Below are 12,299 nucleotides of genomic sequence, written 5' to 3' on the forward strand. Positions count from 1 at the left end.
GACCCCCAAATTTGTCCTAAATTTGGGGGTCATATCAAACAGAAGAACTTTTTTAATGGAACCAATGTGTGTGCTTATCCGTAAAAGCTAATAAATCATTGCTCAAATACAAAATGTAGGTCAAAAATAATGTCAGATTTGCATCCCCCTGAAAAGCAGTTACGCCCCAAAGTATTATTGCTAAAATCCCCTGAATAGTCCAAAAATAATATTGCTCTCTATAATGCAACATGCAAAGCATCGAACCAGTAATACCGACTGCACCTGCGGTGGCATCAATCCAGGGTCTGGGACTGATAAAAATTCGGGTATCCATTAAATAAAGCAGGCTTAAAACAACAAAGAAAAATAATAAGCTGAAAACCCAATTTTTAAAATTTAAACCGCGAATATGCTTTTCAGCATTTTTCGTCCAAGACGGCAAGAGCAAAACTGGTAAGTCTAAAAGAAAAATATAGATGGCTTGCAAAATAATGTTGGCATAATTTTGCGCAGCAACAGAAACGATAATATAAATAATACTTGAAACTAAACCCAATATGCCGTTAATCGGTCTGGCATTTGTAATAGCAAGAGTGCAAGTAAATCCCAATATGGCTGCTACCATGGTAATTAGTGAAATAAAGTTTAATGACGATGAAAAAGTGGTGCCGATGATAACACCTATTCCCAACATCAATAACATATAAGTTTTAAAACTCCAACCCCGCATTTGGTCGATATACCATTGCAATTTAAAAATTCCAGTATTTAGCTGCATTTTCATTTTTTAAATCTATCCCTCCATCAAAATTGAATGAAAACATGTTTTTAATCATACCATACTTGAAGTGTGGGAAAAGAAATCGAACTTTTATCTGATAAAAATGTGCCACCTAAAATTGGATTATTTACTCTGGCTAATTGCCCATTTTAACAAAAAAGGTGATAAAACAGTGGTCATAATAATAGCTCCAATCACAGTAGAATAAGCAGACGGCGCCAGTAAATGATTGGACAGACCTATTTGTGCAACCACCAGAGCCATTTCTCCGCGAGAAACCATTCCCGTTCCGACCAAAAAAGCGTTTGAATTGGTAAAACCAGCTATTTTTGCCCCTAAGCCAGCTCCAATTAATTTTGAAAGTATGCTCCCTACCGTTAAAAGCAAAAACAGTAAGAAATCACTGGCAATGCTTTTAATGCTCATTTCTAGGCCAATGCTGACAAAAAAGACCGGGATAAAGCTGCTGTAACCAATAGCAGTAAAATTTTGTTTTAAGCTTTTTTGAGCTTGAGTTTTGCTTAAAGCCAATCCAGTAAAAAATGCCCCAATGACATTGCTCAGACCAACCATTTCTGCTCCCCAAGCACTTAAAATGATCACTATCATAGCTATAAGAGTCTCCGAAGCTGGTAAGGTAATTTTTTGACTTAATTTAAATAGTCGCGGTATTATCTTGACGCTGATAAAAGCCAGCAAAAATAAGTAAAGAATTTGCAGGAATATCGTCAATATTAGGTTTAAACCGGCACTATTTTTTGCGGTTGTAGCCCCGATCATGCTTGTAGCAACGCTTAATAATAAAATCGAAAGTAAGTCATCAACCACTGCTGCTCCTAAAATAGTCAGCCCCTCTTTGCTGTTTAATCGACCCATTTCCTGCAAAACAGCCACCGAAATTGAAACAGAAGTTGCCGCAAAAGTTAATCCTAAAAAGATGCTTTCTAATTGTGAAAAATGAAAAAAGATGCCAGTGGCATAAGCTACTATGATTGGTATTATCATTCCGCACACAGCTACCAAAAAACTGGGACGTAATAATTTGACTAATATCTTTAGATCACTTTCTAAACCAGCTAAAAACATTAATAGAATTACTCCTAAATCAGAAAAGATTTTTATCATGTCATTTGGTTGCACAATGTTTAATACTGCCGGGCCTACTATAATCCCAGCAAGAAGTTCACCTATGACCGCTGGTAAATTTAATCTGCTGCTTAACTGGCCGCCAATTAGTGTTGCCAGCAAAATGATAAATAAAGTTTCTAAGAATTGCATTTTAAATCTACTTTCCACATAAAAAAGACCTTCAAAAATCAGACAGGCAACCCAAACCTGAAACTAATTCTTGAAAGTCTATGACTCCAACCTAATACTTATTAGTATTTATATTATAACAAACTTACCTAATAACTGCTAAATTAAGCGGATAACAGCCAATGAAACCATCCCCACTAACACAATAACCAACAATGATTTACTAATAATCGCGGCGGCAAAAGTTGGAATTGATGCTAAAACATACTCCACATTAAATTGGGGTAAGTGTCCCGGTTTTGCGAGCAACAAATTACTGAACCAAAGCGCTGACATAATCACAATTGGCACAAATGAAAGAAAATCAACCAATTTTTCTGGTAAAGAAAAATTTTTTAACAAAATGAAGGGAATTACCCTTGATAACCAGGTCGCAAGACCGCAGCCTAAAATCGTTAACAACGTATAATTAGAAGAAGACATACTTAAGCACCATTCCTAAACTACAACCAATCAGGGTTACCACTATCACAACCATATTTGCTGGTAAGACAATTGTCAGTAAATACGTCAAAACAAAAGTGATTGCTATGACAATAACCTGCAAAAGTTTCTGCAGCTTTTTATCACCAACAACTTGCAAATATAATAAGCCAATAAACATGGCTACAAGAGCAAAATCAAGTCCAAATTTCTCTGGACTAGTAACAAAACTGCCTAGGAGTGAACCAATCAGAGTGGCAATTAACCAAGTTATGTAAGACACGATATTTGCGGTATTAAACCAATCGAAGGTCATTTTGCCGGAAGTATAATTAACCTTATTCATGCTCAAGGCAAAACTCTCATCTGTCAGAAAAGTACCGATCAGAACGCCCTTACCCAACTTATCTTTTTTAAAATACCTTGCTACCGTGGTGCTCATTAAAATCATACGAGAATTGACTAAAAAAGTAGCCAAAATGATTGAAGCAATAGGACTGCCCGCAGCCAACATGCTCACAGTAGTGAATTGGGCAGAGCCAGCGTATATAATTACAGACATCAAAAAGACATTTAAAGTAGAAAAACCACTTGCTTTGCCAATAATGCCAAAAGCCATGCCAATACCAACGTAGCCAAAGATTGTTGGAATTGCGTCTATCACTGCAGCACGTTTAGTTAATGAGCTATCCATCTTACACCTCTTTATCTTGAAACATTAATATAAAATTAAATTGAAGTTAGCTTACATTAGACGATTAAAAAAGTCAAACTCCTTTCAGTCATAAAATATTTCGCCAACTAAAAACTAGCTTGCTAAAAAGTAGCAGCTAGTTTCAGGAATGAGCTTATTTATTTTTATTTGTTTTTGTAAAATCTATTCCGCGGTCTTTAAACACTTCTTTAGCGACAGTAATCGCATTCAGCACTTTGGGAAAGCCCACATAAGGAATAGTTTGAATAAAAGTTTCAATTATTTCTTCCGGCGTTAAACCAACATTCAAGGCACCATTGATATGAACATTCAGTTGCGGTTCGGTATCACCCTGTGTTAACAAAGTTGTGATGGTGATCATTTCTCTTTGCTTTAGATCTAAAACACCGCGATCGTATATATTACCAAACGCAAACTCAATAATGTAGCGCCCAACATCTTCAGATAAGCCAGCCAGTGATTTAATAACGGATTTACCACCTTCGCTGTCAACTTTTTCTAAATTTGCTAAACCCTTTTGATAGCGTTCATCATTTTTCATAGTATCTCTCCTTTTTATTCTGCAAACTTGTTTCAACAGTTATTAGAATAGTTGCTGGAGTGCAGTCCATGTCAACTACTATTTTAAAAATATTACGACATGGTAAAATATAATCATATACTGTTAAGGAAGGAAATCAGATGAAATATTCAATTGGTCAATTTGCCGAACTTAGTGGCTTTTCAATTGACACACTGCGTTACTACGAAAAGCAAAAACTGCTTTTTCCCAGTCGTGATAAAAACAACCGCAGATTTTATACCGAAAAAGATGTGGCTTGGATTAGTTTTATTTCGCGCTTAAAAAAGACCGGTATGAGCATCAAAGAAATGCAAAAATATGCTAAATTGCGCTATGCGGGTGACCAAACTATTCCTGAACGGCTGGTTTTACTGTTCAATCAACTAGATAATTTACATGAAGAAGAAAAGAAAATTAATGATAATATTGCATTTGTAGAACAGAAAATCAAAACCTATCTCAAAACAATCGGAGATTTAAAGGAAGGATGATAATTCTTTTACTTTGACTGCCTTTATAAAAACTATTGATTGACTATGAGCCGGTAAATAGCAAGCTCAGTTTTGACTAGTCTGACTAAATGCAAAGCAAGTACTCTTTTTACCGATTTATGATAAATGTCAAGTTGAAAAAATTTTCAGATACGGTATAATGTTATTCGTTATGGAGAGTTGGCAGAGTGGTAATGCACCGGACTCGAAATCCGGCGAACCAAGTTTTCCTTGGCGCGCAGGTTCAAATCCTGTACTCTCCTTAAATATATGGTCTTAAAACCTGGTATATCAACATTTTTAATTTATGTGATCGCCAAATGTTCGCAACCTTTTAATTAAAGTAATTCATTATTCAAGATAAAAGAGCAGTTTCTATAACTGCTCTTTTATTTACGATCTATCATTGTTTAAATTAAAAGGTTATTGTATTTGATTATTGTCAATGTTACTTGTGGCCGAACCAATTTTTGCCGAGCAAAACATTATAGGATATCTAGATTAAAATGCCAAAGAACAGAGATTATGACCCTATTATTCTTAGTAAAAAAGGCCACGGAAAATACTCGGGAAAGTTGTCCGTGTAGAATATGATGCTCAATAGAACTGAAAAACATATACCAATTTATTCTTTTAAGACATTTATAAAAATGGTAAATTATAAATGTATAGTTACAAGTATAATGGGAGAAGGCAAATGAAATTATTATGGATAATTGCACTAATAATCTTTGTTATTTACATAATTATTAGTGATAGAAAATTAGAAAATAACAAAGATTATAAAGAAGCATCAACGCCAAGTAAAAATCCATCAAAGGAGCTGTTAGTGAAACGTTGGTGGGTATGGGGGTTAATACTAGTTTTAATTTGTGGTTTCTTTGTCTCAAATTCAAAAGATTCCGAAAGTCATAATGAAACATACAAGACTACCACACATCATTTTAAAAAGCCATCACCTATAAAAAAGAGAAAAAAGCTTTCTGCTTATACTACCAAAAAGGTTTCCAAATTTATACCAGTGAAAAACACTGCTAAAGCAGTTACTTTAGGTGCTGGTAAGTATAAAGTCGGCAGAGATATCAAGCCAGGTAGATACGTTATTAAAGCTGTCAAGGGCAGTGGTAATTTATCTAACAGCGATTTCACTATTAACGTTATTTTAGGAAACGATGCTAATGGCGATCGGTTAACTTCTTTTACTACCAACTTAGTAAAAAACGACAAAATCAAGATAGATTGGATAGAGTCTACAAGCTTCACACCAACACCAGATAAATATACATATAAAACAAAAATAAGTGCTGGTATATGGTTAGTAGGACTTGATATTAAACCCGGGAGATATGTCATACGGCCAATAAAAGGCAGAGGTAATTTAATATCGGAAGATGGTTCTGATGATAATTTAAACGAAATATTAGGCAAAAATGCTGAAAAAGGTCAAGTCACCAAAGTAACGGCTGATTTAACTGCTGGAGAAGTTATATTGTCTACTATAGAATTAATTGGCTTAAGTAAAAAATAAGATTTAAATATTTTGAAAATAAAAAACTTCTAAGAATTCATTGCTCGAATTTAGATTTCTTAGAAGTAATACAAATGCAACAGGGGCCCTTTTACATACGCTATTATAGCAGCAAACGAATTGATTTATATGCCATTTCAAAACGTTTAGGACACTCAAGCATGACAATTACTGCAAAAATTATACCTACATGCTTGATGAGTATAAAGCACAGAAGATGATAATATCGAAAAAGTCATCGATAGCATATAAAAATGTTAGCCAACTTTAAAATTAATTTTAATTACTAATACTATCAATAATAAAAATAGACTGTACTCTACTTAATTATATATCTAATTTTATTTTCTTTAACATACAAACAGTTTAATATACATACAGATTTTCTTCAGAAACTGCTAATTGATACAATGAAAGAAAAAATCAAGCTGCTTTATTTTTAAATTTATTTAATATAATCTGTTATCTTACGTTTTTTTACTATTTTTTCCTCCTTTTTTTCCTCCTCTTTTTGCTCATATTTTTCAATTTCAGAAGCAGTAAAATTGTACATATCAAAAAAAGGAACAAATAGTGTCAATATATCAACTAAAAGTTTCGAAAATAGCCTAAATAAATTTTCTGCTGAAAGAATTGAATCAAAACAATTTAATGGAAAAAAATATATAATAACAATCCATGTAGCTAAAGCACTTAATACTGATTTAAAAACTGTAAACAAGTAAATATTTAATGCAGCTTTATTTACTTTTTCTTTAAGCACTTTCCTACAAACAGAATATCCAAAACTCCAAAATGTTAGCATACAAAAAAGCAAAAAATATGGCAGTACTAGATTAAAAGTATTTTGGAAGGCAAAAACAAATATAATTGTGAATAAGAACAAAAAGAAAGAACCAACTACAACCAAAAAATTTATAAATTTAAAAAAAGTATCTTTTGATATTTCATATTTATAAAAAAAGAAGTTTTTTACACTTTTAAAAAAAATTATAAAAGAAATTAACATTAAAATAGAAAGCAAAATTTTTATACAAAACACAGTTTCAAATATATTGTATAGAACGGATAAAAAAATTGCTATAATGCCACTCACAGAGAGACTAATAATATTTCTTTTTTCATATTTCATATTTTATAATATTCCTTTCTATGTATGTAATATAGCTAATAATATTAGATCTATTTTATATTTTTTGTTATTCCTACACTGTCATATAACAATTATACTGCTAATATATAACATATATTTTATCATTATACCTATGTTAAGATACTTAGTCTTTAATTCTATTTTATAAATATTCTGAAAAGAAAATTATTCAAGCAAAAAATTTCTAGCATACTTACTATTTAATAATTACTTAATAATTACGTAAATAATGCAATAAGTAAAAAATCACTTGAAATTGAGAGAAATTTATGAAAGTGTATTAAAAACGTAGAAATTTCATAGTTAAAAAATAATTGCAGTATTTTTTAAAAATTTTTGACTTTTTAAAGTCAGAACTTAAAGTGTTATTTTAAGAAGAATATGTGTTAATTCATTTAGCAATAATATGTAATGCCTCATATAGCTTTTATTTTTTCCATTATCTACTGCAAAAAGAATCAGTTTATTCTATTGTAAGTCAAGAGTTGATTTCCAGTAAAGCATTAAATGCATATATTAAAACAAGCTTTATTTAAATAACTATTAAAACAAAAATCCATTAAGAGAAAATTCTTTTACTAGCTTTTCTTTAGCTGTATATTTTAAAAGACTCCAACTTTTTCTAAATATCTATATTGCGATCCTGTAGCAACTACAGCAACAAATAAGCCTATCAAGTTCACAGCAAGCCAGTTAATAGCATTCCCCGAGAACAAGCATGTAGCAATCCATGGTGCAGCAATAATCAGATAGCCTCGAATTGCAGTCATAATTAAAGAGCCCCATTTAAAGCTTTTACTGATATCCTTTGCAGCAACCTTATTTCGTAAAAACTTTTGAAATACGATTGCTCCCAATGTTACTAAAAGAGTGATTAAGACAAATTGCCAAGCTTCAAATTTAACTAGGACAAATTCCTTATAAGCAATATTGTTTGAGCAAACCACAAAAGCACAAACAATATCAACCAAATAGCCACGGCTAATATAATTTTTTCTGCAACTATTAATAATGAACTTAGTAGCATTTTTAAAAGTCTGCTTAGGCGATTGCTCTTGTCTGTCAATGACTTGACGATTAATTAGATAATGATATTGCCAAGATATTCCAATTATAGCCACAACTAGACCAGCTATAATGGAAATAAAGACATTGAACTGCCCCTTAGTATAGAGGCTATAGGCTAACAAAGGAGCATTACCAATTACAAATGCCCGGACTCCTGTTGAAATCAAACTAGTATTGACAAAAAACGGAGTCATTTTTTTGCAAGTAATTTTATTTCTTAAAAAGTTCTGGTAACGAATTAAACTAATTACGGCTACTAGAGCTAGAAGTACAAAAATCCACTCAAATCTAAGCATATAGGGTTGTAAAATTGCCAAAAGATAAAGTGTGCCATAAACAGCTAGGTCACCAATATGGTTAGTAGAATTATCAGCTAAAGCAAAAGCATGTTCATGATGAGCTATATCACGTAAAGCTTCACCGACAGTTTCCTGTTTAGTGGTTTTATTATCAGCCATTTTTCTCACCTCGTAATCCAGCATATTATTGATATCATCAATTTTAAGTTGTTTTTCATCAAAGTCAAGCTTTAATTTTAAGTTATATTTTACCTTTATCATCATTAATTAAAACTATTACTTATATCGAAAAAGTCTACTAATATTGCAATTCTTAAATTTTATTCAAGAGTAAGTTTTTATTTTTATACCAAACAAAGTTGCTGTTAAAATACAAACGAGTAATAGTTATAGGTAGGGATTTAACTTTGAATATTAACTTCTGGATTGCAATTTTATCTGCAGCCATATTGTTGCTACTTATTTTCAATGTCAGAAATTCTCGTCGGTTCAACTTATTCGATCATTGGCTTCACCATAAACTACTGATTAGAAAGCACGATGGGATTGGCTGGCAGATTATAGCCTTTATAAATGATCCTAAACTACTAGTGGTCTTAGACGTATTTCTTGCTAGTTTCTTAATTAGTAAAAATAAAAATTTACTTGCTTTTTGGGTGCTATTTACTTTAGGCTTTACAGATTTAATAGGAATATTTTTAAAAAAATGGATGCGCAGAAAACGTCCGATTTTGCACTCAGACTTAGAAGAAGGCTATAGCTTTCCCAGCGGTCATGTTTTAGGCAGCACGGTAATGGCATTAATAATCTGGCAAATTTTTGCCAATCAATTAGGAAATCGGCTGTTATTAATTTTAGCTATCATTTGGCTGATGGTTGTGATATCGCGAATTAGTCTTAAAGCTCACTTTCCTTCAGACATTTTGGGAGCTACTTCTCTAGCAGTTTTATGCTTTAGTATTGCACAGCAGCTACTTTTCTTAATTATTTAATCAAAAAACATCTCTGATTTTTATGAATTCAGAGGTGTTTTTAAGTATGAGAAATTTGACTTACAGATTAATCAATATTATAAGTAACTTAACATTTTACCGGCAACAAACACGATAATACACAATACTGCAGTATACCATGCACAGTGAGGCAGAGCTTTCTTAAGAATAACCCCCTCTTTACCTTCAAGTCCGGTTGCACCAGTCGCGATTGCGATATTTTGTGGTGAAAGCATCTTACCAGCGGTAGCACCAACCATGTTAGCTGCTGCCAGCCAATACGGACTTACTTTCAGTGCATGAGCAGCTTGTACTTGTAATTCACCAAAGAGTACGTTAGCTGAGGTATCACTACCAGTAATAAAGATTCCTAGTACACCGATGATTGGTGAAATTACTGGGTAAAATGCACCAGTTAAAGTTACAAGACTAACCGCAATGACGTCAATCATTCCGCTGTAGCCCATGACTTTGGACAAAGCCACAATAGAACAAACAGTGATAATTGTTTTAACCAATTGTTTGATTGTGCTCGTTAATACGGAAAACATTTCCTTAAATGATAAGCCTTGAATAGCACCACCAATGATACTTGAAAGCAGTATTAAAGTACCTGGTGATGATAACCAGTCAATGTCAACCGGTTTGGCATTTGCACCATTGTAGAAATGGAAACTAGTTTTGACACTTGCCAGTGCATTATGAATTGCAGGAAACATTGATGAAGTGAAGATAATAAAGCAAAAGACCAAAATGAATGGTACCCAAGCTTTGATTTTTTCAGCAGTAGAAATTGGCGCTTTTTCTTCCTTTTCATCACTAGAGGATCCTGCTTCATCTTTCTTGCTGTAACCTCTAATAATAATCACCAAAAATAGCAGACAAACTAATGAACCAACAATTGAAGGTAGTTCAGGGCCTAAGTACTTAGTAATGAAAATTTCTGGTACTGCAAAAGTTAAACCAGCTACCAAAGTGCAAACCAATACACCTTTGCCTTTGAATGACTTAAGGCCTTTACCCTCAGTCATCATTACCAAAACGAATGGCACCAGCATCATTAAAACAAACAATTGTATAGCAATTAAATAACCTAATTGAGTTACTCCCAGTCCTGTTACTTTTGCCAGAGTTGTTACAGGTAAACCAACAGCACCAAAGGCTGTAGGAGCAGTATTTGCGACCAAGCACACTACAGCGGCTTTAATTGGGTTCATACCCAGCATTATTAAAATACTTGCAGGAATCGCTACCGCAGTACCGAAACCGGCAATGGCTTCCAAGAATCCGCCTAATCCCCATGCTAAGATTAATACTAAGAATCTCATATCCTTGGTAATTGAAGTTAACATAGACATTATTGTATCCATTCCGCCTGATTTTCTACTGATGTTGTAGATAAACAGAGCCGAGATGATGACATAAATTATCGGCCACAAAGCCATAATTATACCATCAATTCCCGCTGTGATACTGTTTGAAAACGAAAAGTGGAAACCGACAATGCTCAGAATTAATGATAATGCAAAGCCGATTAAACACGCCAAGTCACCCCGAATGTGAAAAACACCCAGGGAAAGTATCAGCCACACGATTGGAATGATCGCAAGGACTGTTTTAACTAAATCCATTATTATTCCTCCAACGAAACTTATTAATATGATTAAACTAAAACCTCTCATTAACTAAAAGATAGATTTTAAATAAAGATAAACTTGATAGCGCAGTTTGGTTTGTGATGAAAGCGCTATCTAATTTCATTATAGCACCATGTTCAGTACTTTAGAAGATGAATTTCATTTCACAATCTATGTAACAAAAGCGCTTTCTTTTTCTTACAAAAATAAGTCCTAACTTTATATTGTTAGGACTTAGGCTACTTTTTTCTAATCTGTTATCTATAGAACAAATAAAATCTGAGCTAAAAATCTTTAGAGGTCATCAAAACCGATCATTAAACTGCCTTCTTCAGCATAAAAGGTACATAATCCCCTCATTGGACGAATAGTTATCGCAGCTTCAGGATAAAGCTCTAAAATTTTTGCTTTTAAAGTTTCGGCATCTTTCATGTTTTTGCATTGGTCAATAATAACATGTCCACCCTGATACTTCATTTCACCCATTAATTTGATGATTTCTTTAAGCGCCCGCTTAATGCCGCGCACTTTTGCCAGTGGCTCTAATTTTCCTTCATCACTGGCAGTCCCTACTACATCAATATTTAAGACTTTGGCCACTTTGGCTACAGCCATATTGACACGTCCATTAAGCGCTAAATTGTGTAAAGATTTCAATACAACGAGCAAATGCGTATGGGTTTTGTAATCTGAAATTTTTTGCTCTAGATCAACAAAACGGGCATTACTATTAACCAACTTTTGAATTTCTTGCAAAATAACCGAAATCTCGGGTCCAGCTGTTCTGGAATCAACCACAATCACGTGGCTGTCGGGATGATCTTTTTCATATATTTGTTTTGCTTGAAACGCGGAAGAAAAGCTGCCACTTAAACCACTGGTTATGGTCATAATGATAGCTCGCTTACTTCCAGATAAAGCTTCAAGCCATTCGTTGATACTGGGACAAGAAGTTTTACCTTCTTCCGTATTCTTCTCCATACTGGCAATAAATTCCTCAATATTAAGATTCTCATTATCGACAAAATCCTTGCCAGAAATAGTCATTGTCAAAGGAACGACAGTCAAATTGCTATTTGCCTGGTCATTTGAACCAGAATCTATAATTAACCTTACTTTTGTCATATTAATATTCCTTTTTGAAATAAACCAATCTTTTTAAAAATTGTATAGCATAATAATAAATCAAACCTGTCAAAAAAGCGACAAAATTATTTTTAATATTTTTTAACATTAGAAATCGGTTACAAATGTTTACATAATCACAAACTTAGGCTAAAATTTGTCATGTAGATATGGAGCCTATGCTCCACTAATGTATGTACTTACACAAAATAGTACAGCATTTATT

At 33.1% G+C, this 12,299-nt stretch carries 12 protein-coding genes and 1 tRNA gene; 4 read left to right on the forward strand and 9 right to left on the reverse strand.

Going from position 1 to position 12,299, the window contains the following annotated elements; translation table 11 throughout:
• Positions 1–52: 52 nt before the first annotated feature.
• From pnuC to DLD54_RS04960, 5 genes are all read right to left on the reverse strand, one after another.
• Complete coding sequence (gene pnuC, locus DLD54_RS04940; RefSeq protein ID WP_233559195.1) at positions 53–766, reverse strand: nicotinamide riboside transporter PnuC; 714 nt, start codon at positions 764–766, stop codon at positions 53–55.
• A 120-nt stretch (positions 767–886) separates the two neighbouring features.
• Positions 887–2,041 (reverse strand): cation:proton antiporter, encoded by a 1,155-nt coding sequence (locus DLD54_RS04945; RefSeq protein ID WP_109918450.1) that lies wholly within the window; start codon positions 2,039–2,041, stop codon positions 887–889.
• 138 nt (positions 2,042–2,179) lie between these two features.
• The gene (locus tag DLD54_RS04950) at positions 2,180–2,503 is read right to left on the reverse strand and encodes an AzlD domain-containing protein (protein ID WP_109918451.1); all 324 of its coding nucleotides are present in this window, start codon (positions 2,501–2,503) and stop codon (positions 2,180–2,182) included.
• Positions 2,490–3,197: an AzlC family ABC transporter permease gene (locus DLD54_RS04955; RefSeq protein WP_109918452.1), complete on the reverse strand. Its 708-nt coding sequence runs from the start codon at positions 3,195–3,197 to the stop codon at positions 2,490–2,492. Before DLD54_RS04955 ends, DLD54_RS04950 begins: the two co-directional genes overlap by 14 nt.
• 154 nt (positions 3,198–3,351) lie before the next feature.
• Positions 3,352–3,759, reverse strand: a complete 408-nt coding sequence (locus tag DLD54_RS04960) for a carboxymuconolactone decarboxylase family protein (RefSeq protein WP_109918453.1) — start codon at positions 3,757–3,759, stop codon at positions 3,352–3,354.
• 140 nt (positions 3,760–3,899) lie between these two features.
• Here DLD54_RS04960 and DLD54_RS04965 point away from each other — a divergent pair, with 140 nt between their 5' ends.
• The 3 genes from DLD54_RS04965 (at position 3,900) to DLD54_RS04975 (ending at position 5,799) form a co-directional block, all read left to right on the forward strand.
• Positions 3,900–4,271 (forward strand): MerR family transcriptional regulator, encoded by a 372-nt coding sequence (locus tag DLD54_RS04965; RefSeq protein WP_109918454.1) that lies wholly within the window; start codon positions 3,900–3,902, stop codon positions 4,269–4,271.
• A gap of 174 nt (positions 4,272–4,445) precedes the next feature.
• Positions 4,446–4,534 (forward strand) — tRNA-Ser (locus tag DLD54_RS04970).
• 434 nt (positions 4,535–4,968) lie between these two features.
• Positions 4,969–5,799, forward strand: a complete 831-nt coding sequence (locus DLD54_RS04975; RefSeq protein ID WP_109918455.1) for a hypothetical protein — start codon at positions 4,969–4,971, stop codon at positions 5,797–5,799.
• A gap of 445 nt (positions 5,800–6,244) precedes the next feature.
• Here DLD54_RS04975 and DLD54_RS04985 read toward each other — a convergent pair whose 3' ends face one another.
• Positions 6,245–6,931, reverse strand: coding sequence for a hypothetical protein (locus DLD54_RS04985; protein WP_109918456.1), 687 nt, complete (start codon positions 6,929–6,931; stop codon positions 6,245–6,247).
• Between the two features lie 623 nt (positions 6,932–7,554).
• Complete coding sequence (locus DLD54_RS04990) at positions 7,555–8,583, reverse strand: hypothetical protein (protein WP_109918457.1); 1,029 nt, start codon at positions 8,581–8,583, stop codon at positions 7,555–7,557.
• Between the two features lie 149 nt (positions 8,584–8,732).
• On the opposite strand from DLD54_RS04990, the gene DLD54_RS04995 reads away from it, so the two are divergent.
• Complete coding sequence (locus DLD54_RS04995) at positions 8,733–9,311, forward strand: phosphatase PAP2 family protein (protein WP_370448315.1); 579 nt, start codon at positions 8,733–8,735, stop codon at positions 9,309–9,311.
• 77 nt (positions 9,312–9,388) lie between these two features.
• On the opposite strand, the gene DLD54_RS05000 is transcribed toward DLD54_RS04995, so the two are convergent.
• Both DLD54_RS05000 and DLD54_RS05005 read right to left on the reverse strand, forming a co-directional pair.
• Positions 9,389–10,942 carry an L-lactate permease gene (locus tag DLD54_RS05000; RefSeq protein ID WP_109918458.1) on the reverse strand — a complete coding sequence of 518 codons (1,554 nt, stop codon included), beginning with the start codon at positions 10,940–10,942 and terminating at the stop codon, positions 9,389–9,391.
• 300 nt (positions 10,943–11,242) lie between these two features.
• Positions 11,243–12,073 carry a DegV family protein gene (locus tag DLD54_RS05005; RefSeq protein WP_046327209.1) on the reverse strand — a complete coding sequence of 277 codons (831 nt, stop codon included), beginning with the start codon at positions 12,071–12,073 and terminating at the stop codon, positions 11,243–11,245.
• Positions 12,074–12,299: the final 226 nt, after the last annotated feature.

The sequence above is a fragment of the Lactobacillus helsingborgensis genome (assembly GCF_003173695.1).
Lineage (GTDB): Bacteria > Bacillota > Bacilli > Lactobacillales > Lactobacillaceae > Lactobacillus > Lactobacillus helsingborgensis.